Source organism: Ramlibacter ginsenosidimutans (genome assembly GCF_016654015.1).
In the GTDB taxonomy this organism is placed as follows: domain Bacteria; phylum Pseudomonadota; class Gammaproteobacteria; order Burkholderiales; family Burkholderiaceae_C; genus Ramlibacter; species Ramlibacter ginsenosidimutans.
The window spans coordinates 174,203-194,193 of record NZ_JAEPWM010000005.1; the positions used below are offsets into that span (position 1 = coordinate 174,203).

Below are 19,991 nucleotides of genomic sequence, written 5' to 3' on the forward strand. Positions count from 1 at the left end.
GGCAACCCGCGTCGATGATGCGCTGGCTCGCCCGGATCCCGGACGTCATCTCGGCAGCGCTGCTGGCGCTGACCGCGGCGCTCGTGGTGGCGCAAGTGGTCGTGCGCTACGTGCTGGGCGGCTCGCTGGTCTGGAGCGAGGAACTGACGCGGCTTCTGTTCGTCTGGATGGTGCTGGTCGCCGCCAGCCGGGCGCAGCCGATGCGCGTCGACATGCTGCTCGATGCAATGCCGCCGCGGTTGGCGGCATTGGTCAGTGGGATCGGAACCTGCCTCGTGGCCGCGCTCACCGTCTATCTGGTGGTGGGTGCCTGGTGGATGATGGACCTGACGCAGTCCGACAGCTACATGGCGCTGGGCATTTCGCTGCGCTGGCTGTACTGCGCCCTGCTGGTCGCCGGGTTGCTGTGGCTCGTTCGCGCCGCGGCTGACATCACCCGCTGCGCGCGAGTTCTGTTCGTATGAGCCTCGTCGTCCTGCTTACCGTTCTAGTCCTGCTCAGCGCGCTCGCCGTGCCGCTGGCGTTCTCGATTCTTGGCGCGTGCCTCGCCACGATCGTGCTGTTCAGGCCGTCGCTGCCGGTGGAACTGGCGGCGCAGCAGATGATCAAGGGGATCGACAGCTTCTCGCTGATCGCCATCGGGCTGTTCCTGTTCGCCGGCGAGTTGATGAACTCCGGCGGCATCACCAAGCGGATCGTCGACTTTGCCTCCGCCCTAGTGGGTCATATCCGTGGCGGCCTGGGCCATGTGTGCATCGTGGCCAGCATGATCATTTCCGGCATTTCCGGCTCGGCGGTGGCCGACGGCGCGGCCATCGGTTCCGTGATGGTGCCGGCCATGAAGCGCGCCAACTATCCGGCGGCGTTCGCGGCGGCGTTGTGCGAGACGGCCGCGGTCATGGGGCCGATCATCCCGCCCTCGATCCCGATGGTGATCTACGCGATCCTGGCCGAGGTTTCGGTCGGGCGGATGTTCCTTGCCGGCTTGCTGCCGGGGGTGTTGATCGGCGTCTTGATGATGATCGGCGTCTACGTGATGAGCCGTGCCCGCGGCTACCCGCGCGGCTCGTGGGGCGGCTTCGCTGCGGTGGGACGCGCATTCACCGCGGCCTTCGCGGCATTGCTGACGCCGTTGATCATTCTTGGCGGCATTCTCGGCGGCGTGTTCACGGCGACGGAATCCGCGGCGGTCGCCTGCGTGTACTGCCTTGGCGTCGGCGCCTTCGTCTATCGCGAACTTGGCTGGCGCGACACGGGACGTGCCCTGGTTGGTGCCGCCAACGGCACGGCCTCCGTGATGGTGATTGTCGGTGCCTCCGCGCTGATGGGATGGTTGATCGCCGACCTGGGCATCAGCCGGCAGATGTCCGAGCTGATCTTCTCGATGACGCGCAACCCACTGGTGTTCCTCGCGATCATCAACGTCTTCTTCCTGATCGTGGGGCTGTTCATGGATCCGCTGGCGGCGCTGATCGTCTTCGTGCCGATCCTGCTGCCCTCAGCCACGGGGCTCGGCATAGACCCGATCCATTTCGGCCTGATCGTCGTCATCAACCTCATGATCGGGCTGTGTACGCCGCCGGTGGGCTATCTGATCTACCTGCTCGCCGCCATTGCCGGAGAGCCCCCGAAGGAAGTCATCCGGGAATCGCTCCCGCTGCTGGGCATCCTGCTGGCCGTGCTGCTCGCGGTGACCTATGTCCCCGCATTGGCGCTCGGTCTGCCGCGTCTGCTGCTTGGGTGAGGGCTAGAAGCTCGCCAGGCCGTCCCCCGAGCCGTCCGGCCGATCCGCGATCGTTCCGCGCCAGCACTGTTTAGGCGGGGCCAGCGGAGCATCCATCAACACGGAACTCTGCGCGCGCAGCTGAGTTCATGGCGGGAATTAGGCTGTGTGAAACAGCTGTGAGCGAGGCAGCACGTGCTAGGTCTGGCAGCTTTAGAGCGCCGGAGCCATCCAGCATCGACAGATCGCTCTTATGCCCGTTTGAGCGCGCGGTGTGCGCCACATTGCCAGAACGCGCATGGAGAAGGGCTCACGCGCCCATCTTGCACCTCGAGCCAATCGATGAACGATTCACCTGCGAGGCGGCTCCAGCGGCCCATGAGGCGCTCGTACGCTGCCCCGTCGGTGAACAGACCCTCTGCTTTCGGCATAACAAATCCCATCTGGTTGCTGCTTGGTCTTCGAGTCGCAGAATTCGGCGAGAGCACATTCCGGCTGAAATGACGTTGCAAGAGCGTTCTTGCTGCAATCTGCCGTGAATCTTGGCTGCGACCGAAGACAGGTCCCTAGGTCAGACCGCTGCGGTCATCCACCGGAACACCGCCCGGATCTCGTAGCTGCCGTCCGCCTTTGCAAAGGGCGCCAGCGCCGCGTCGTGCACCCGGTCGACGTCGGCGTCCGAACTGTTTTCAGCAGCGCGGACCGCGACGCCCGCGGCCGCTAGGCCACGCAGCCCCGTCATCAGGTCGGGGTACCGCCAGACGCACTCCACGTCCTGGATCTCCAGGGGCCGCAGCCCGGAGCCCTCGACGAACGCCGTCAGCGCGTCCTTGTCCGACAGCGCGAAGGGCCCCGGTGCGCCGGGCGGCGGATGCCTGGGCAAGCCAGGAACTGGCCCACCGTACGCGGCGCGACGACGCGCTGGGTGCACTCACCTTTCCACATCCGCAGTTTCGCTCCGGCCAGCGGGAACTCGCCGAAACCGTGTGGCGCGGGGCGGCAAGGGGTCGCTGCGTCCTGGCGCAAGCGCCCACCGGCATCGGCAAGACCATCGCGACCACGTTCGCGATGCTCAAGGCGGCACCCTCGCACGGCTTGGACAGGGTCTTCTATCTCACCGCGAAGTCCACCGGCCGCCGAATGGCCCTGGACGCTGCCGCACGGCTGCGGGAAGCCGAAAGCGCGCCACCCTTGCGCGTGCTGGAATTGACGGCGCGCGACAAGGCCTGCGAGCACCCGGACAAGGCGTGCCACGGCGAGTCGTGCCCGCTGGCGCGCGGGTTCTCGAAGCGCACAACCTCGTGGAGCGCGCCCGTGACATGTATTCGGCGTCGGTCACGCAGGGCTCGCTGCAAGCGGCCCGCGCCTGCGCATCCGGCGACGTACGCAAGGCGCTGGAGAAGGTCCACAGGGCACTCGGCCGCGTGCGCAAGGCCCATGCAGCCGCGGAAGGTGGCCTGCAGGACCTGCCCGTTTCCTTCCTCACTGCGCTGCGAGACGCCGTGGCCGCCATCGAAGCGGAGCTGGTGCAAGACGCGCCTGCTGCCGCGGGGAACGAGCTGCAGCAGGCGTACTTCGACATGCTGGCGTTCCTGCGGCTGGTGGAGTCGTTCGGGACGCACTCGGTGCTCGAGACGCACGACGAGCCGGCGAGGGGAAGGCGCAGCGTCATCACGCTGCGTATCCAGAACCTCGTGCCCGCGCCTTTCCTGAAGCCCCGCTTCGCCGCGGCGCGCACGGTCACGCTGTTTTCGGCGACGCTCAACCCGCCCCGCTATCCGATGGACATGCTCGGCATGCCGCAAGACACAGCCTGGATCGACGTGGCCTCGCCTTTCAAGCAGGAACAACTCGAGGTGCGCGCCGTGCGCGGCATCTCCACGCGCTACGCCGACCGGCAACGCTCCGCCGCGCCGATCGCCTCGCTGATGGCGCAGCAGTTCACCGAGCAGCCCGGCAACTACCTGGCGTTCTTCAGCAGCTTCGAATACCCAGGCCTCGTCGCGGCGGAAGTCGCCGGCAGCCATCCCGGCATTCCGATGTGGGTCCAGGTGCGCGGCATGGACGAAATGCAGCGCAGCGAGTTCATCGAGCGCGATGAACAGCTCAAGCATCGGCTGGAGGCCACCTTCGGTGCAGGGTACGACTACACGTACCTGTATCCGGGACTGCAGAAGGTGGTGCGGGCCGCCGGCCGCGTCATCCGAACTCACGAAGACCGCGGCATCGTGTACCTGATCGACGATCGTTTCGCACGCCCGGCAGTGCGGGCGCTGTTGCCCGCGTGGTGGAAGGTTGCGTCGGTGTAGGGCACCGCGCGAGGATCAACGGGTGTGATGCAACGGCTGCTTCGGGTCGTGAGCAGCCGTCGCGACGGGCGCCGCGTCGCTTCATTTGTGGTTGCTCAGCAGGTCAGTGCGAGTGTACGGTCGCTCGTGGCCCGATAGCTTCAGTGCGAGGCGCGTCACCATCGAATGCGTCTCGACGGCGGCCACGGTGGCAGGCGTCAGTGTGAGCCAGAGCGCTCCCGTCACGAACATCGTGGCGCGAAGCTGCAAAGGCACCGGCGTTCCCCTCGCCAATACGGCACAGGAGACGAGGCCGCCCACCAGCCATCCAGCGAGGACTTCGCTTTCCGAGTGGGCTCTGAGCACGAAGCGTGAGACGCCCACGATGAGAGCCAGCACGCAGCCAACCGCGACAGCCGAGCGATGGGCGCGGGGCGACGTTCCGCTGCCGATCACCGACAGCAGCGGCGGATAGACCGCGGCCGCGAACATCGTGTGCCCCGAGATTCCGGTGAAGTTCAGTGCGGCCGATCCGATTCCCCAGCCGATGAAGGCCACCTTGCTCGCGGCGGTAAGGACCACGGCGATCCCGAGCAGGGCGATCCAGCGCAGCGCGTCCGATCTGCCCTCGGGACCCTGCGCCCGAGTCGCGGCCGCGAGCAGGAAGAGCGGCAGCACAACCTGCGCTTCTCCTAGCCTGGTGACCACGTGCCACACATGCCAAATGCCCGGGAGATCACTGATGAACATGGGCCGGAATTGTGCCGCGCAGCAGGTCAGCTTCCGGCCAAAAGCTGCGGATCACAAATCCAGGCACCTTCCCGCATCGCTAGGCCTCGCCAAAAGTAGCCGCTCCAAAAACCAAAGTTCTCTCGCGGCGCGAAGCACTCGGCATAAACGCCATTGGCGAGGGCGAGAGGGCATGCCCAGAATGGGGCCGGATCAGCACAGGACCCGAATTACATGCTCACCCGTCGTGATCTTCTCGCTGCGGCCGCGGCCGCAACTACCGCTTCCTTCGCCGGAAGTGCGCTGGCGCAAACGTTCCCCTCGCGGCCGCTGCACCTGATCGTGCCATTCCCGCCGGGCGGGTCCGGCGACGTTCAGGCCCGGTTGATCGGCGAACACATGGCGCGCACCCTGGGGCAGCCGGTGGTGGTGGAAAACAAACCGGGCGCCGGCACCATCATCGGCTCGACCCAGGTCGCGCAGGCTCCGGCCGACGGCCACACGCTGCTGCTCATGTCCAACAGCTTCGTCATCAACGCCAAGCTGCGCGGCGCCACGCTGCCGTACAAGGGCCTGCAGGCCTTCGACCCGGTGGCCTGCCTGACCAACTCGCCGCAGATGATCGCGGTGAACAGCGGCCGTCCGTGGCAGACCTTCCGGGAATGGGTGGAGGCCGCCAAGGCGAAGCCCGACACCCTCTCCTACGCGACGTTCGGGCCAGCGACCACGCAGCACATCGCCGCCGAAATGCTGGTGCGACAGGCCGGGCTGCACATGATCTACGTGCCCTTCTCGGGCGGCGCGCCGGCCGTGAACGCGGTGCTGGGTGGCCATGCGGACGCGGTGCTGGCCAACGTCAACGAGATCCAGCCCTTCATGGAGGCCGGCAAGCTGCGCGCACTGGCGGTGGCGACACCGCAGCGACTCGCGTCGCTGCCCAACGTGCCGACGGTCGCCGAATCAGGGCTGCCCGGCTACGAAGCCGCCGCGTGGTTCGGCCTGTGCGCGCCGGCCGGCACGCCCAAGGATGTCGTGGCGAAGATCGCCCACGCCGCGACGAGCGCGGTGGACGATCCCGAGATCCGCAAGAGGCTCATCTCGCTCGGGCTGGAACCTTATACGATGGACCCGGCGCATTTCGCCGCGCATATCCAGGACCAGTACGCCCGCTACTCGAAGGTGATCGACGAAGCAGGAATCAAGGCATGACCGGATCCAGCTCCCAACGCGAACGGCAGGTGCTGGACTGGCTGGCTGCCGCGCAACCCCGGATGCTGGATCTGCTGCGGCGCATCGTCGACATCGATTCCGGCAGCTACCAGAAGGCGGGTGTGGACGCGGTGATCGGCCAGCTGCGCGCATACCTCGAAGAGCACGGCGTCACGTGCGACATCCATCGCAACGCCGAGGCCGGCAACTGCATGCGCGCGAGCCTCGCGGGCGCGGGCAAGCCGGTGGTCCTCATGGGCCATTGCGACACGGTGTTCGCGCCCGGTACCGCCGCCCAGCGGCCCTTCCGCATCGACGGCGACCTGGCCTACGGGCCAGGGGTGGCCGACATGAAGGCCGGCCTGGTGATCAACTCCTTCGTGCTGTGCGCCTTCGCACGCGCCGGCATCGAGGCGCCCATGCTGGGTCTCTATACCGCCGACGAGGAAATTGCTTCGCCCGCGTCGCGACCCTTCATCGAAGCCAATGCCGCGAATGCGCGCGCGGTGTTCAACTCGGAGCCCGGCCGCCCGAGCGGGAACGTGGTCACCGGGCGGAAGGGGGCGATGTTCGTGGACTGCGAGGTGACGGGGATTCCGGCGCATTCGGGTGGCAATCACCACGAGGGCGCGAGCGCGATCGAGGCGCTTTGCCGCAAGGTGGTGCGGATGCATGCGTTGACCGACTACGAGTCCGGCACCACCGTCAACGTCGGGCTCATCAAGGGCGGCAGTTCAGTGAACACGGTGGCGCCGCACGCGAGCGCCTCCGTCGACGTCCGCTTCAAGACCGCACAGGCAATGGACGACGTCAAGGCGAAGCTGGCGGCCATCATGCGCGAGGTGGAAGTGCAGGGCACGTGCGCCCATGTGACGCAGCAGCGCTACTTCCTGCCGCTGGTGCAATCCGCCGCCAGCAAGGACCTGTTCGATGCCTATCTCGACTCCGCCGCGACGATAGGCTTCGGCGCTGCCGGCGAATACAGCGGGGGCTCCGCGGACTCGGGCTTCACGGCCGCCGCAGGTATTCCCACCCTGTGCGGCACCGGCCCCGTGGGCGGCAAGGTGCACACCGCGGACGAGTGGCTGAAGGTGAGCACCATGGTCCCCCGCGCGCAGGCGATCGCGTTGACGGCGCTGCGGATGCTGCGCTGAATCACCAAAGGAGCACGGGCGATGAACCCCACAAGCGACGAAACCTGGCGCGCGCGCGTCCATCTGGCTGCGGCGAACCGGCTCGCCGTCTACGACGACCTGGAAGAAGGAATCGACAACCATTTCACGATGCGCGTGCCCGGCCAGAAGGACCGCTATCTGGTTCTGCCCTTCGGCCTGCACTGGTCCGAGGCGAGGGCGAGCGACATGATCGTCTTCAACGAGGCGGGTGAGGTGCTGGAAGGCAGCGGCAGCCTGGAGCTGAGCGCCCTGAGCATCCACGCCCCGCTGCACAGGATCACCGGCGTGAACGTCATACTCCACACCCACCAGACCTGGGCCCTGGCGTTGAACATGCTGGAGGACAACCGCCTGCTGCCCGGCAGCCAGACAGCCGCCTTCCTCACGCGGAGCATTGCCTACGACGACGGCTATACCGGACTCGCCGATTCCCTGAGCGAAGGGGAACGCCTCGCATCGGTCCTGGGCACGAAGCAGATCATGTTCATGAAGAACCATGGTGTCCTGGTCGTGGGCGACACCGTCGCGCAGGCGTACCGGCGCCTGTACAAGCTGGAACGTGTCTGCCGCGCGCAGGTGCTCGCGATGTCGACGGGCCGGCCGCTCGCCCTGCTGGACGATGCGATGGTGAGGAGGGTGGAGACGCCGAATCCGCGCAACAGCCACTCGCAGGCGGAGCGCGAGGCGCTCTATTTCGCCGCCATGATGCGTGTGCTGGATCGGGAGATGCCGGGCTACGCGGACTGAAAGAAAACGGCCGATCTTCGTAGCGGCATTTCCTCGGGCGGCTCCGTCGGCGCATTTGCTCCGACGCAGCGAGAAGCCGCATGTCGTCCTCTCGCGGAACGGGTAGGGGCTAGTCCGGACCGGCGAACTGCGATTTCCCCAGCTTCGTGATGACATCGCGAACGGTTTGCACGATCACATCCGGGCGGTCCGACTGGATGAAGTGCCCGCTGTCGGCGACGACTTCGTGCGCTGAATCGGTCGAGAGCATCGCCAGGCGCGCCTGCAGGTGATTCCACTGCTCCTGCAGTGCGGGTCCTGCAGCACCGAATGGCGCACCCGCGATGGTGAAACCGCTGGCCGTGATGACTCGCAGCGGCAGGCTGCCCAGCCCCGTGATCGATCGTGCCGCAACTTGGCATGCCACCAGGTCGATGGCCTCCGGATTGCTGGCGGGGTCGCGCCAGCGCCCGGACCAGAAGGCCCTCATGGAGGTCAGTACCGGCGACTCGCCATCAGGGGCAGGGAAAAGTGGTCCGCATGCATCGAATTGGTCTTCGTGGAGTGAATCGACCAGCACGAGTGCCGCAACTTCGTGCGGAAACCGGTATGCATGGAGGCGGGCGATCAAGCCTCCCAGCGACTGGCCTACCAGCACCACGGGCCGCGAGGGGGAAACATGCCGGGCGATTCGGCGGGCGTCTTCTACCAGATCACCTGGTTGCCGCGGCTTTGGGGCAGGGTCGCTTGCGGATCGCCCCGCACGGTCGTACCAGCACACCCGGGTGAACTGCGCAATTCCCTGGGCGACGCGTGCCCACGAGGCGGCATCGGCGCCCAGCCCGACCTCGAGGATCACCACAGGTTCACCCGTGCCCTGGATGCATGCGGCAAGCGATCGGCCGCCAGCGTCGACGCGAACGAACGGCAAGGCTTCTCCCGTGGTGGTGCTCATTCGAATTCCTGCACGAAGAGGGAACGCGGCGATTGAAACATAGACGCGGTTCAGGGGGCGATAGATGTCCTCTTGGCAGCGAAGGTTCAGGCCACGGTGAGGTCCGCTCCGTTCAGGTTTGCCATGCTCAGGTTGACGTTGACGAACGTCGCATGGATCGCGGTCACGCCATTGAGGTTGCTGCCAGTCAGACTCGCCCCTGTCAGCTCCGCCTTGGTCAGGTTGAGTTTGTTCAAGTTGCAGCCGGCAAGGCTCTCGCAAGGCGTCGAAGTCACGGTCTCCGTGAGTACTTGCGCACTGCTGATCATGACGGCAGTTTTGAGTCGACAACAACCGAGCGCGGAAGTCTTTCGACTGGGATGCGATGAAGCGGCTCTGCCGCTCTTTCGGGAAAAGGCCGCGTCTTGTCAAAGCCGCTGGAACTGGCTGCAGGTTCGTGCAGCGGCGTGAGGTCTGCTTCCGGCAAAAGCCGCCATGTTAGGCTGCAGCGTCCAAGCGAGCCGATCGGTCGGATCCTGCAACTCGACTCGCAACAAGGTCTTGACGATGTACTCACGAAACTGCATGAGATTCCAGGCTGGTGCGTGAGCGAAGGTGGACTCTATCGGGAGGTGCACATGGTTCAGCGTGTCTTGATCACCGCCGGCGGTTCCGGCATCGGCAAGGAAGTGGCGAAGGCTTTCGCGTCCAGCGGCGCGCGGGTGTGCGTGTGCGACATTGACGCGAGAGCGTTGGATACTGCTGCGAGCGAGATTCCCGGCCTGCACACCGTCGTTTGCGACGTTTCGAAACGCGCGGACATCGAGCGCATGGTCAGTGCCGCAGTGGAGGCGTTGGGCGGCCTCGACGTGCTGGTGAACAACGCAGGCATCGCTGGTCCCACGGCCCCCGTGGAGGAGGCCGATCCCGAACAGTGGGAAGAAGTCATGACAGTCAACGTGATGGGGACGTTCCACGTCACCCGCCTGGCCATCCCCCACCTGAAGAAGTCCCCCGCCGGCAGCATCGTCGTCATGTCGTCCCTGGGGGGCCGGTTCGGCTACCCTAACCGCAGCGCCTATTGCACTTCGAAGATGGGCTTGATCGGATTCGCGAAGACTCTCTCCCGCGAGCTCGGCGCAGACGGCATCCGCGTCAACGCCATCGCACCCGGTGCGGTGGCAGGAGAGCGGATCGAGAGGGTCCTGCAGGGCCGCGCCGACGCGGAACGCAAGACACTCGAGGAAGTCCGGTCGGATGCCATGCGCATCCAGTCGCTCAAGCGCTTCGTCGACCCCAGGGAAATCGCCGCGCTCATCCTCTTGATCACGTCGGAAGCGGGCAAGTCCATTTCCGGCCAGGTCCTTCCGATCGACAACGACGCGCAGACGGCGTCCTGACGCAGCCTGCACGGCGCCGGGACGGCGTTCGTGCAGGCGGTGCTCCGCGTTCAGGTGTCGGCGGTGAAGCCCACCTGCTTGACGATGGGTGCCCACTTGGCCGTGTCGCGCTTGATCAGGTCAGCCAGTTCGGTGGGCGTCGAGGACATCGCTTCCAGGCCGAAGGTGGCCAGGCCGTCGATGACGTCCTTCTGGGCAAGCGTGGCCTTGAGCGCTGCGTTCATGCGGCCCACGATTTCGGGGCTGGCCTTCGCGGGAAGGTAGAAGGCGAACCACTCGCTGTGCACCATGTCCTTCAAGCCCTGCTCGGTGAAGGTGGGCACGTCCGGGGCGAAGCGGCTGCGCTTGGCACCGGAGGTGGCCAGGATGCGCACCTTGCCCGTGGGCAGGTGCTGCGTGATGTCGCCGATGGGGCCCGATACGGCGGAGATGTTCCCGCCCAGGAGGTCCAGCATCGCGGGTTGCGTGCCGCGATAGGCGACGTGCTTCAGGTCGATGCCGGCGCTCTTGCCCACCAGGGCGCCCAGGAAGTGCGGCGTGGAACCGGCGGCGGGCGACCCGAAGTTCGCGCGCTGCGGATCAGCCTTCACCCACGCCAGGAAATCGGCGATGTTCTTCACGCTCGCGGGCACGGCAGGGCCGACCGCAAAGCCGAAGTCGAACTGGCAGCCCAGGCTCACAGGGCTCAGGTCCGTCTGCGGGTCGTACGGCAGCTTCCTGTAGATGTGCGGGTAGATCGTCAGCATCGAGGTCGGCGTCTGCAGCAGGGTGGTGCCGTCCGGGGCCGCCGCCTTCACGTACTGGATGGCGATCTGGCCGCCGGCGCCGGTGCGGTTGTCCACCACGGCGGTGCGGGCGTAGGTGCCGGCCATGTGCGTCGCCACGCGGCGGCAGATCGTGTCCGACGTGCCCCCGGGCGCGAAGCCCGTGATGATGCGCAGCGTCTCGGGCTGCGCCTGGGCGAACGCGCTGCGGCCGACGGCGGCAAGCAGCGCGGCGGCGCCGCTGGATTGCAGGGCTTGGCGGCGGGTGAAACTCATGGTGTCTCCTTGGGATGGGATGGGTTCAGGATTCATCGCGCAGCCACGTGACTGCGCCGGAATGGGTGACGGCGCCCTGGCAGGCCGGGCGCACGCTTGCCGCGTATTTTTCCAGCAATCCGCCCTGGGGTGCCTTGGGGAATGCCCGCTGCGCCAGGCGCTCCGCCATCTCCTCCGGGGTGAGGTCGACGCGGATGCTGCGGGCCTCGGGCCGGGCGTCGATGTGGATGCGGTCGCCATTGCGCAGCGCGGCGATCGGGCCGCCGGCCGCAGCCTCGGGTCCCGCATAGCCGATGCACAGTCCGCGCGTCGCGCCGGAGAAGCGGCCGTCGGTGAGCAGGGCGACCTTGTCGCCCATGCCTTGCCCGTAAAGCAGCGCCGTGATGCCCAGCATCTCGCGCATGCCGGGGCTGCCCTTCGGGCCTTCGTTGCGGATCACGATGACGTCGCCGGCCTCGTAGCGGCGGTTCTGCACCGCGGCCTGCGCTTCTTCCTCGTTCTCGAAGACGCGCGCGGGGCCGCTGTGCACCAGCGTATTGAGGCCGGCGATCTTCAGCAGTGCGCCGTCGGGGCAGAGGTTGCCTTTCAGCACCGCAAGGCCACCGTCGCGCGAGATCGCGTCCTCGACGCGCTTGACCACTTCGCCGTCCGGCGCCGCCGCGCCTTCGAGTTCCTCGGCCAGCGTGCGGCCAGTCCAGGTGAGCGCGCCCCCGTGCAAATAGCCGTGCGCCAGCAGCTCGCGCAGGATGACTTGCGCGCCACCCGCGTAGTAGACGTCCCGGGCGAGGTACTTGCCGCCCGGGCTGAGGTTGCCGATCAGCGGCGTGCGCGCGAACACCTCGGCGACGTCGTCGAGGTGGAAGCGGATCCCGGCCTCATGCGCGATGGCGGGCAGGTGCAGGGCCGCGTTGGTGGAGCCGCCAGTGGCGGACACGACGGCGCACGCGTTCTCCAGCGCCTGGCGGGTGACGATGTCGCGCGGCAGGGGCGAGTCGCCCATCACGGCGGCCATCAGCTGCTGCGCCGCCCGGCGCATGAGCGGCGCACGCTCGGCGAACACCGCCGGCACCATCGACGAGCCGATGGGCGCGAGCCCCAGCGCTTCCGACACCATGCCCATCGTGTTGGCCGTGAACTGGCCCGCGCACGACCCGGCGGTGGGCAGGCAGTGATGGCTCATCGTGTCCAGGTCCTCGCGCGACGCCGCCCCCGCCAGCACCTTGCCGATGGTCTCGTAGGTGTTCACGACGTTCACGTCGCGCCCTTCCACCTGGCCGGGGATCGCAGCGCCGCCGTGCACGAAGACGCCCGGCACGTTGCAGCGCACGATGCCCATCATCAGGCCGGGCAGGTTCTTGTCGCAGGCGCCGATGGCGAAGATGCCGTCCCACTGGTGACCGCGCGTGGAAGCTTCCACGCTGTCTGCGATCAGCTCGCGCGAGATCAGCGAAAAGCGCATGCCCGAATGCGCCATGGTCAGGCCATCGGAGATCGACACCACGGGGCACTCGTGCGGCATGCCGCCGCCAGCGTAGATGCCGGTCTTGGCGTGCTGCGCCTGTTCGCGCAGGTTCGCGTTGCACGGGCTCATCTCTCCGCCCGTGTGGAACACGCCAATGTGCGGGCGCTGGATCTCGTCGTCGTCCATGCCCAGCCCCAGCAGGAAGCTGCGCGTGGTGGCGCGCACCAGTCCGTCGTAGATGGTGGCCGAGCGGAAGCGGCGCTTGGTGTTGTCGGTCATGGAGTTTCAGTTGTGGATTTTGCCGGGGCGCCGCCGCGCGCCTTTGAACTTCGCGCGCCCGTGAACGTCAGCATGCAGTTGCAGCGCTGCCCACGGCGATGAAGCTGGCCCATCTGTGGTTCCTGGCGAGTTCCTCGTCGAGCGTGATACGGGGGACGGCGTCGCCCACAGTCTGGATCGGCAGCAGGACTTTCCTGGTTTCATTATCTCCGGAGACCAGGAGCCCTCGTTGGCGTAGAAGGCGGCTCGCTTTGCGGCCGCGAGAAAGATGCCGCCTTCGCGTGTACTGGGGAGTGTCTGCCATGCGCCGGTAGCAGCCGTCAGGCTGCTACCGCGCCGGTGGATCTTTTCCGGCCGTGCGCTGCGACGGTGAATGACCGCTTCAGACTGGGGGCGGTCGGTCAGGTTTGGCCGCCCGATGACCGCTGGTGCGGATACCTGACATTGGCCGACGTCCGAGTTGATGGATCTCGATTGGCCGGAAGCCGGACATGAAGCGACGCCAGCGCTAGGCGAACCAAGCGAAGAAGTCTTCTGCCGGTCCCACTGCGGACAGCGGCTGGCACGGAAAAGCGAGCCACGGCGCATGTGCCGTAGAGGGGCCAAGCACGGACAGCACACGATCCGCGATGCCTGGCCTCAGTCGATGCCGATAGTCGAGGACCTGTCCCCATGTGGAACTGCCGGTCAACTTCAAAGCCTCCGTCGTCGGCTGCACGGACGCCGCATACGTGGGCGGAAACAGATTCCTGTATGCCTGGACGTGATAGAGCCACGAAATGCCTCGCACTCGCCGCAAGCCGGGGTGGAGCCGCCGCACCTCCATGACCAGCGCCCTCAGCTCGGCGCGTCGTTCCGGCAGGCAGCTCTCGGCGAGAGGGCTTGCCTGCCGATGGCGCTCGTCAGGCATGAAGTGCAGGCGCAGGATGCCCTGCGAATCGGGCGATTCATACGTGAAGCATCCGAAGGGAGAGGGCATCGACGACGAGCGACATTCGTGCATGGTGATCGCCACCCGCAGGATGTCCTGGTGTGTGGCGTGACCTGCGACCCGGCGCAAAAACCCGTTCCATCGCTCGTCGCCTGCAGCACCCCACAGACCAAACCGGCGGCGCAGATTGGTGCACCTGTCGATCGCTTCGGTCAGCGACAGGCCGACGAGCTCCGCGTAGCGCGCCGCGAAACGCAGCTGCAGGTCGAAGTAGTCTTCGTAGAACGGCATCGCCACCGCCGGATTATCCAAGGGTCTGCTTCCGACCCGTTGTCGTCGGTGGCGCTTCTACAGCCCGGGTTAATTCAATGACTGCCTTGGAGCGGAAACCGCGAAGTGGCTTCCACTCCGGCCGACCGCCATCGCGTCGGCACGTCGCTGTGCGACCGCTTGAGACTGGTCAGAGTCATTCAGGGCAGACGCCCAAGCGACCGCTGCGTTCGTCACCCGACATTCGATGCGCAGCGGCTCGTATGAGCCCCGCGCATCGGCGACCGGCCGGGGCCGGCGCCGCACTGAAGCCGAGGACCGCTTCAAGTTTCGCTACCATTGGTCCACCAGATCGAGACCAATCTAGAACTAGACCTGGGAGGAGTCCCATTGCACAAGAACTACCCCGGACTGATTTCCGTGCTGACCGCGGCGGAGCTCGAGGACTTCGTCGACGACTGGTTGCACCAGCGTTGCAGGGAATACCACTCGCACGAGCGGTGGAGCGGTACGGGCGACCTTGGCCGCGACGTCACGGGCTACGTCAACGACCGTCGGATGGACGGGCCATGGGACAACTTCCAATGCAAGCAGCTCAGCAAGCCATTGTCCGAGAAGGCGCTGTTCATAGAGTTGGGCAAGATCTTCATGCACTCGGCGGCAGGCGCCTACGAGCTGCCGCGGGCCTACACCTTCGTGGCTCCCCTGGGCGTCGTGCGCAAGGTCCGCGAGTTCGTCGCGCACCCAAGCCGGCTAAAGCAGGAGTTTCTGGATCGCTGGGACACGTACCTCGCGGGTGATCTGGTGGAGAAAGCGACGGTGAAGCTGACGCCGGAGATCCAGGCCAAGATCAGGGCGTTCGATTTCGCAAACGTCCACTGGCTGGACGCCAGGCTGCTGGCCAAAGATCCGGCATGCATGCCGGCGCTGGTCAAATGGTTCGATGCCGATCCCGGCCAGAGCCCCAGGGGCGTCGTGCCCACCGCGATCCAAGCCGCCGAGTCGGCCTACCTCGGCCAACTGCTGAGGGTGTACGAAGAGCGGGGGCCGGGCACCTACCCGGACCCCAAGGCCGCGCTGGCCTGCCCCGATGTGGGGCCGCATCTGAAGATCCAGCGCACGCGCTTCTTCGACGCCACGGCGTTTGACCGCTTCTACCGAGACTCGACCCCGGAGGAGTTCGTCCAGACGTTTCGTGACGAGATCCACCACGGCGTCATCGACGTCCACGAGGCCGATCACACCAACAAGTTTGCCCGCCTGAACAAGGTCATGCAGCAGGCCGCCCTGCTGCAAGCTTCCGGCGTGCTAGGCCGGCATGCCGGGCCGCAGGTCAAGCAGGGCACCTGCCACCTGCTTGCCAACGAAGGGGTCATGCCATGGGATCGGTAGACAGACAGGCGCCCAGCACGCACCCGTTCAACAGCACGCTGGAGACGGGCATCCGCGCGCTGGTCGTGCTGGAGGCCTTTCATCCGCGGCGTTGCGATCTGCTGGAGATGACTTGGCTCGATCACGTGGTCGTGCACACCGGGGATCTGGACGACCCAGATGCCCCAAGCAGCCTGCACCCGGACCTGCCCAACCGCGCGGCCGAGCTCGTCGTGAGACGTCCGCTGGTAGAGAAGAGCCTTCGGCTAATGCAGCAGCTGCACCTCGTCGACGTCTTCGAGACTGAAGACGGCATCACATTCGGTGCGAGCGACGAGGCCCCAATTTACCTCGACCTGCTGCAGGCGCCTTATTCCCTCGCGCTTAAGGAGCGCGCCCTGTGGATAGCCGAGCGCTTCGTTAACAATCCCGCCGGAGAGATGCGCGAACAAATGGAGAAGCGAATCGGGCGGTGGACCGCCGACTTTCGCGTTGAAGAGACGTTTGCCGGAACACGCGCATGAACGGTATCCGGCTGCGCCACCTGGCCTTCACCGGCCCCAACATTGAGCCTGCCAAACTTCAATTTGCCGACGGCCTGAACATCGTCTACGGCGCGTCCAACACCGGCAAGTCGTTCGCATTGGAAGCGGTGCTCTTCATGCTCGGCGCGGTTTCCAAACTTCCAAAGATCGACGAGATCAAGGCCTACGACGCGGGCTGGCTCGGCCTGACCCTTGGCGATCAAGGCGAGTTCACCCTGTATCGCGCGACCAGGGGTGGAAAACTTAAGCTCTTCCCGGGTCTCATTACCTCGCACCCGACCGGCAAGGGCGAGACACTGTCGGGGAAGCACAGTGCGAAGGCAACCGACTCTGTCTCCTACCGGATCCTCGAGACTTTGGGCCTGCAGGACCGGTGGATCGTGCGAAACGCTAGCGGTGAGAAGGAACAGCTCGCCTTCCGCGTACTGGCGAAATTCGCGGTGGTTGGCGAGGAGGACATCATGTCCAAGCGCAGCCCGGTACACGTGTCGAACAGTTATACAGAGCGCACCCTTGATCAAAACGTTTTCAAGCTGCTCCTCACCGGTCAGGACGACGCGGCTACGGTGACTGTCCCCACCGAACCCGCGCGGACTGCCGCTAAGGCGGCCAAACTTGAGCTCGTCGACGAGATGCTGGCGCAGTTCGACAAAGATCTCGGCGACGCGCCGGCAGACCGGGCGCAGGCGGACGCTCAGCTCGCGGAACTTGAAGCCAGTGGCGCTATGACCACTGCCGAGCTGCAGGCTGTGCAGGCGATGCTTGATGACAACGCGACCGAGCGGCGTGCCGCGGCTGACCGCCGCCAGGAACTCACCGCGCGAGCTGCAGAACTCGACATCACCCTGGAGCGCTTCGCCAAGTTGCAGGCGGTTTACAGCTCCGATTTGGACCGGCTGCATTCCATCGAGGAGGGCGGCAGCCTGCTGGCGGCCGCGGCTGGCCGTGATTGCCCGGTTTGCGGCGCCCCGCCCGGCGCGCAGAAGCACCAACACGCTGCCGAAGAGATTTCGATGGCGCACACGGCTGCGGCAGCCGAGGCACGCAAGATTGAGCGTGAGCAGCGCGAACTGGCGCACGTCGTCGCTTCGCTGCACACCGAGGCAGTGGAGCTCGCGAACTCCATCGCGTTGCTCGAGGAGCAAATCAGACAGTTCGATCAGCGCGCCCTGGACCTACGTCCGACGGAAGCGTCGCTGCGGAACAGCTTCGACGACTACAGCACCCAGCGCGCAGATCTGGGCAAACTGATTGATCTGCACATACGGCGAGAAAAGCTAGTTGCCCTCCGGGCAGAGATCGACGCGGTATCCACAAAGAGCGAGCGTGACCCTCTTCCAGTTGGTCCCGAATCCACCGTGCTCTTCGAGTTCGGCGAGACCGTCAAAGCGGTCCTGACCGAGTGGGGCTTTCCGGATGCCGACAAGATCCAGTTCGACGCAAAGGGTAACGACATCACCGTCGCCGGTAAGTCCAGAGACGCTAACGGCAAGGGGGTCCGCGCCGTGCTGCATGCGGCCTTCAACGTGGCCGTGGCCGTGCACTGCATTGACAGGGGCCTGCCACATCCCGGATTCCTGGTGCTCGACACCCCGCTGCTGACGTACCGTGAGCCGCTGATGTCAAAGCATGGCGATCTGTCGGATGACGAGAAGGCGCTGAAGGCAACAAGCCTCGCCGAGAAGTTCTACAAGCATCTCGCCACGCTGGAGGAGAAATTGCAGGTGATCGTCATCGAAAACTCCGACCCGCCGGCCGCGATCGACGGCTTGGCGTACGTCGAGCTCTTCACCGGTCTGGACGGCGACGGACGCAGTGGGCTTCTTGCCCGCCATACCGGTTGACGTGTACGGCGACCGTCCCGTCACTCAGCGATTGACCGCATGAGTTCAACAACGGTGGTCGAAGACCCGGAAACGGCGCATAGCCGCCGCTCGCGGTTTCAGGGCCGGTGACCGCTCCCGCTGCAAAGCAGTCGTTCTTGCCTGCCGCTCGGAGTGGCAGCCAAAGGACGTTGCCGCCCCAGTTGCGACCGAGCAGAAGTCCGCTTTCGGCCGAAGCAGCCATTCAAGTTCCAGCGTTTCCGGATGGGTCCAGGGAGAAGCCACCAGGTATTGCGTGGCACACACGGGCCACCCACGCGGTTTGCGGCAGCGGCTCCGTAAGTGGGCTGCCACGCGTCAGTGCGTCTAACACCAGATGTGGGTCGACTGGCCAATGCACCTCGTAGGCCGTGGTGTCGCCTTCGCGCACCGCAGTAAGGGCCATCTCGAAACTAGCCACGGCCGCCAGGACTGGATCGCCGGACACCGAGAGCCACGCGAGAAAGGCTCTCGGCTGGAATTCGCGGAAGGGAGACAGGTTGTGGCCGGCAATGAAGTCGTGCAATGTCGCGGTCAGCGTTCGTCGCCCGCGCAAAAGCGCTACGGTAAGAACGCATGTACGCTCCAGGACGTAGATGCGCCAGAACAAGATGTTTCCGCGGGCCTCCGCCAGATCTGGCGATGCTGCGACGCGGTGCAGATAGGGATCATCTTCGGGGTCCGGGGGCGTACCCCTGCGCAGCAGGGCCAGGAGCGCGCGCTGGTGGCGAGCAAGGTCTTTCATGGGCGCTAATGGTTTCAACAGGCCCCGCCTAACGAATCGCGCAGCCGCGCCAGCTCGCACCCGATGGCCTCGCGGCCCAGTCCCGGCACGGCCTCGGGCATGAATTCGTAGACCACCAGTTCGGCCTGCGGCGCCACCCCCGTGAGGACCTGCTGCGCCAGCGCCACCGTGCACGGCCGCACCAGCTTCGAGTGCACATCCAACAGAAAGCCGTTGTGTTCGACGCCGCAGGCCAGATGAAGCTCGCGTACCGCGCGCCCGTTCAATTCTGCCAGGAAGGCTGGTATGTCCAGCCCGTGGTTATGCGCATCGCACTCCAGGTTGTATATGTCCAGCAGCAGTCCACACCCTGTGCGCGCGGCGATCGCATTGAGAAACGCCGCGGGCGAGTACCCCTGCGGATAGGGCGGGAGCACGTGCACGATGTTCTCCAACAGGAACGGAATGCCGAACGTGGAGTTCAGGCGCAGTACGCGTTCGCATACCAGGTCCAGCACCTGCTCGGTCCGCGGCAGCGCCAGCATGATGCCCAGATGCTGGTCATCCACCCGCGTGTACCCAAGGTGCTCGCTGTGCCAGCTCACATTCACCTGCGACATCAATTTGTCCAACAATCGCAGGTAGGTGGACTGCCAACCGTTGTGCGAACCGATGGACAGGCTGACGCCATGCACCACGATCTTCACATCGCGCCCGGCGTTCTTCAGCTCGGTCACGATTTCGGGACTGAGTACGATCTGCTCGCCGCGTACCTCGGCGATCGTCTCAGGCGTGACCTCGAGGTAGTCCACGTGTGCAAGCATCATGGACAACAACTCGGGGTCACGCCCTTCGTAGCTGACGCCGAGAGCGGGCACGCGGCCTGGGCGTGCCGCGGCAATCGGAGACGTAGCTGCGTACATCGCGGATCTCTGTAAGCTGGTCGAACGGCATTCTCAGAAGCGCTCGACGAAGCCCCCCTGGATGTTGGGCACTTGCGTCAGCTCATGCGCAAGACCGGGGTCTCCGCGCAGGAAGCTGAGATCGAAGCCGGTAAGGCCGCAGTTGCAGCCGCCATGTGGCACGAACTGCTTGATCGCCAGATCCAGCGCCCGATGCAAATCGTCGAGGGTCACACGCCCTTCGCTGACGACGATCTTCACGTGATTGTTACCGGTTAATTTCGCGCTGGATACAGCAGCTTTGGATTGAGTTTCCATGTTGCAACTCCCGGCCGCTAGGGCCCTGGTGATCGCCGGTCCAGTTCGCATGGCTGGCGCCTGGGGACCGGCATTGAGACAGGCGCCGTACTCCGTCCGCTTC

Annotated in this window: 20 protein-coding genes; 10 read left to right on the forward strand and 10 right to left on the reverse strand. The window is 65.7% G+C overall.

From position 1 onward, the window contains the following. The first annotated feature begins 14 nt into the window (after positions 1-14). Positions 15-464, forward strand: coding sequence for a TRAP transporter small permease (locus JJB11_RS13885; protein ID WP_201172087.1), 450 nt, complete (start codon positions 15-17; stop codon positions 462-464). Further along, on the forward strand, positions 461-1,744 hold the full coding sequence (locus tag JJB11_RS13890) for a TRAP transporter large permease (RefSeq protein ID WP_201172090.1): 1,284 nt from the start codon (positions 461-463) through the stop codon (positions 1,742-1,744). Before JJB11_RS13885 ends, JJB11_RS13890 begins: the two co-directional genes overlap by 4 nt. A gap of 550 nt (positions 1,745-2,294) precedes the next feature. On the opposite strand, the gene JJB11_RS13895 is transcribed toward JJB11_RS13890, so the two are convergent. Continuing rightward, entirely contained in the window at positions 2,295-2,606 is a 312-nt protein-coding gene (locus JJB11_RS13895) for a hypothetical protein (protein WP_201172092.1), read from the reverse strand. Between the two features lie 364 nt (positions 2,607-2,970). On the opposite strand from JJB11_RS13895, the gene JJB11_RS26570 reads away from it, so the two are divergent. Then, a complete protein-coding gene (locus JJB11_RS26570) occupies positions 2,971-4,032 on the forward strand; it encodes a helicase C-terminal domain-containing protein (protein ID WP_201172094.1) in 1,062 nt (353 codons plus the stop codon). Positions 4,033-4,113: 81 nt separating this feature from the next. Here JJB11_RS26570 and JJB11_RS13905 read toward each other — a convergent pair whose 3' ends face one another. Continuing rightward, positions 4,114-4,761, reverse strand: a complete 648-nt coding sequence (locus JJB11_RS13905; RefSeq protein ID WP_201172098.1) for a phosphatase PAP2 family protein — start codon at positions 4,759-4,761, stop codon at positions 4,114-4,116. Positions 4,762-5,139: 378 nt separating this feature from the next. Between JJB11_RS13905 and JJB11_RS13910 the strand changes: the two genes are divergently transcribed. Genes JJB11_RS13910 through JJB11_RS13920 form a run of 3 tightly spaced genes read left to right on the forward strand, consistent with a single transcriptional unit; the run spans position 5,140 to position 7,871 of the window. Then, positions 5,140-5,949 (forward strand): Bug family tripartite tricarboxylate transporter substrate binding protein, encoded by an 810-nt coding sequence (locus JJB11_RS13910; protein ID WP_201172110.1) that lies wholly within the window; start codon positions 5,140-5,142, stop codon positions 5,947-5,949. Continuing rightward, positions 5,946-7,103, forward strand: coding sequence for a M20 family metallopeptidase (locus JJB11_RS13915; RefSeq protein WP_201172112.1), 1,158 nt, complete (start codon positions 5,946-5,948; stop codon positions 7,101-7,103). Before JJB11_RS13910 ends, JJB11_RS13915 begins: the two co-directional genes overlap by 4 nt. Before the next feature lie 21 nt (positions 7,104-7,124). Continuing rightward, positions 7,125-7,871, forward strand: coding sequence for a class II aldolase/adducin family protein (locus tag JJB11_RS13920; protein WP_201172114.1), 747 nt, complete (start codon positions 7,125-7,127; stop codon positions 7,869-7,871). 109 nt (positions 7,872-7,980) lie between these two features. Here JJB11_RS13920 and JJB11_RS13925 read toward each other — a convergent pair whose 3' ends face one another. Both JJB11_RS13925 and JJB11_RS13930 read right to left on the reverse strand, forming a co-directional pair. After that, entirely contained in the window at positions 7,981-8,805 is an 825-nt protein-coding gene (locus tag JJB11_RS13925; protein ID WP_201172116.1) for an alpha/beta fold hydrolase, read from the reverse strand. Positions 8,806-8,891: 86 nt separating this feature from the next. Further along, positions 8,892-9,113 carry a pentapeptide repeat-containing protein gene (locus JJB11_RS13930; RefSeq protein WP_201172117.1) on the reverse strand — a complete coding sequence of 74 codons (222 nt, stop codon included), beginning with the start codon at positions 9,111-9,113 and terminating at the stop codon, positions 8,892-8,894. A gap of 96 nt (positions 9,114-9,209) precedes the next feature. Here JJB11_RS13930 and JJB11_RS13935 point away from each other — a divergent pair, with 96 nt between their 5' ends. After that, positions 9,210-10,184 (forward strand): SDR family oxidoreductase, encoded by a 975-nt coding sequence (locus JJB11_RS13935; protein WP_201964838.1) that lies wholly within the window; start codon positions 9,210-9,212, stop codon positions 10,182-10,184. Between the two features lie 50 nt (positions 10,185-10,234). Here JJB11_RS13935 and JJB11_RS13940 read toward each other — a convergent pair whose 3' ends face one another. From JJB11_RS13940 to JJB11_RS13950, 3 genes are all read right to left on the reverse strand, one after another. Then, the gene (locus tag JJB11_RS13940) at positions 10,235-11,224 is read right to left on the reverse strand and encodes a Bug family tripartite tricarboxylate transporter substrate binding protein (protein WP_201172118.1); all 990 of its coding nucleotides are present in this window, start codon (positions 11,222-11,224) and stop codon (positions 10,235-10,237) included. Positions 11,225-11,249: 25 nt separating this feature from the next. After that, positions 11,250-12,965: a dihydroxy-acid dehydratase gene (gene ilvD, locus JJB11_RS13945; protein WP_201172120.1), complete on the reverse strand. Its 1,716-nt coding sequence runs from the start codon at positions 12,963-12,965 to the stop codon at positions 11,250-11,252. Between the two features lie 508 nt (positions 12,966-13,473). Continuing rightward, positions 13,474-14,187: a hypothetical protein gene (locus tag JJB11_RS13950; RefSeq protein WP_201172706.1), complete on the reverse strand. Its 714-nt coding sequence runs from the start codon at positions 14,185-14,187 to the stop codon at positions 13,474-13,476. A gap of 369 nt (positions 14,188-14,556) precedes the next feature. Between JJB11_RS13950 and JJB11_RS13955 the strand changes: the two genes are divergently transcribed. From JJB11_RS13955 to JJB11_RS13965, 3 genes are read left to right on the forward strand one after another with little or no spacing between them, the layout of a single operon-like run. Then, entirely contained in the window at positions 14,557-15,558 is a 1,002-nt protein-coding gene (locus JJB11_RS13955; protein WP_201172122.1) for an ABC-three component system protein, read from the forward strand. Further along, on the forward strand, positions 15,546-16,061 hold the full coding sequence (locus JJB11_RS13960) for an ABC-three component system middle component 2 (protein ID WP_201172124.1): 516 nt from the start codon (positions 15,546-15,548) through the stop codon (positions 16,059-16,061). The genes JJB11_RS13955 and JJB11_RS13960 overlap by 13 nt, the downstream gene beginning before the upstream one ends. Continuing rightward, entirely contained in the window at positions 16,058-17,926 is a 1,869-nt protein-coding gene (locus tag JJB11_RS13965) for a hypothetical protein (protein ID WP_201172127.1), read from the forward strand. Before JJB11_RS13960 ends, JJB11_RS13965 begins: the two co-directional genes overlap by 4 nt. A gap of 223 nt (positions 17,927-18,149) precedes the next feature. On the opposite strand, the gene JJB11_RS13970 is transcribed toward JJB11_RS13965, so the two are convergent. The 3 genes from JJB11_RS13970 to JJB11_RS13980 are packed head-to-tail and all read right to left on the reverse strand — an operon-like array spanning position 18,150 to position 19,888. Next, positions 18,150-18,689 (reverse strand): hypothetical protein, encoded by a 540-nt coding sequence (locus JJB11_RS13970; protein ID WP_201172128.1) that lies wholly within the window; start codon positions 18,687-18,689, stop codon positions 18,150-18,152. Between the two features lie 14 nt (positions 18,690-18,703). Further along, complete coding sequence (locus JJB11_RS13975; RefSeq protein WP_340643153.1) at positions 18,704-19,591, reverse strand: MbnB/TglH/ChrH family RiPP precursor modification enzyme; 888 nt, start codon at positions 19,589-19,591, stop codon at positions 18,704-18,706. Positions 19,592-19,624: 33 nt separating this feature from the next. Next, complete coding sequence (locus JJB11_RS13980; protein WP_207190009.1) at positions 19,625-19,888, reverse strand: hypothetical protein; 264 nt, start codon at positions 19,886-19,888, stop codon at positions 19,625-19,627. Between the last annotated feature and the right edge of the window lie 103 nt (positions 19,889-19,991).

Excerpts from the sequence above, each read along its gene's own strand:
- JJB11_RS13910 (WP_201172110.1), top strand. The coding sequence starts at position 5,140 with ATGGCGCGCACCCTGGGGCAGCCGGTGGTGGTGGAAAACAAACCGGGC.
- JJB11_RS13975 (WP_340643153.1), bottom strand. The coding sequence starts at position 19,591 with ATGTACGCAGCTACGTCTCCGATTGCCGCGGCACGCCCAGGCCGCGTG.
- JJB11_RS13915 (WP_201172112.1), top strand. The coding sequence starts at position 5,946 with ATGACCGGATCCAGCTCCCAACGCGAACGGCAGGTGCTGGACTGGCTG.
- JJB11_RS13940 (WP_201172118.1), bottom strand. The coding sequence starts at position 11,224 with ATGAGTTTCACCCGCCGCCAAGCCCTGCAATCCAGCGGCGCCGCCGCG.
- ilvD (WP_201172120.1), bottom strand. The coding sequence starts at position 12,965 with ATGACCGACAACACCAAGCGCCGCTTCCGCTCGGCCACCATCTACGAC.
- JJB11_RS13890 (WP_201172090.1), top strand. The coding sequence starts at position 461 with ATGAGCCTCGTCGTCCTGCTTACCGTTCTAGTCCTGCTCAGCGCGCTC.
- JJB11_RS13960 (WP_201172124.1), top strand. The coding sequence starts at position 15,546 with ATGGGATCGGTAGACAGACAGGCGCCCAGCACGCACCCGTTCAACAGC.
- JJB11_RS13965 (WP_201172127.1), top strand. The coding sequence starts at position 16,058 with ATGAACGGTATCCGGCTGCGCCACCTGGCCTTCACCGGCCCCAACATT.
- JJB11_RS13970 (WP_201172128.1), bottom strand. The coding sequence starts at position 18,689 with ATGAAAGACCTTGCTCGCCACCAGCGCGCGCTCCTGGCCCTGCTGCGC.
- JJB11_RS13930 (WP_201172117.1), bottom strand. The coding sequence starts at position 9,113 with ATGATCAGCAGTGCGCAAGTACTCACGGAGACCGTGACTTCGACGCCT.
- JJB11_RS13950 (WP_201172706.1), bottom strand. The coding sequence starts at position 14,187 with ATGCCGTTCTACGAAGACTACTTCGACCTGCAGCTGCGTTTCGCGGCG.
- JJB11_RS13885 (WP_201172087.1), top strand. The coding sequence starts at position 15 with ATGATGCGCTGGCTCGCCCGGATCCCGGACGTCATCTCGGCAGCGCTG.
- JJB11_RS13980 (WP_207190009.1), bottom strand. The coding sequence starts at position 19,888 with ATGGAAACTCAATCCAAAGCTGCTGTATCCAGCGCGAAATTAACCGGT.
- JJB11_RS13925 (WP_201172116.1), bottom strand. The coding sequence starts at position 8,805 with ATGAGCACCACCACGGGAGAAGCCTTGCCGTTCGTTCGCGTCGACGCT.
- JJB11_RS13920 (WP_201172114.1), top strand. The coding sequence starts at position 7,125 with ATGAACCCCACAAGCGACGAAACCTGGCGCGCGCGCGTCCATCTGGCT.
- JJB11_RS13905 (WP_201172098.1), bottom strand. The coding sequence starts at position 4,761 with ATGTTCATCAGTGATCTCCCGGGCATTTGGCATGTGTGGCACGTGGTC.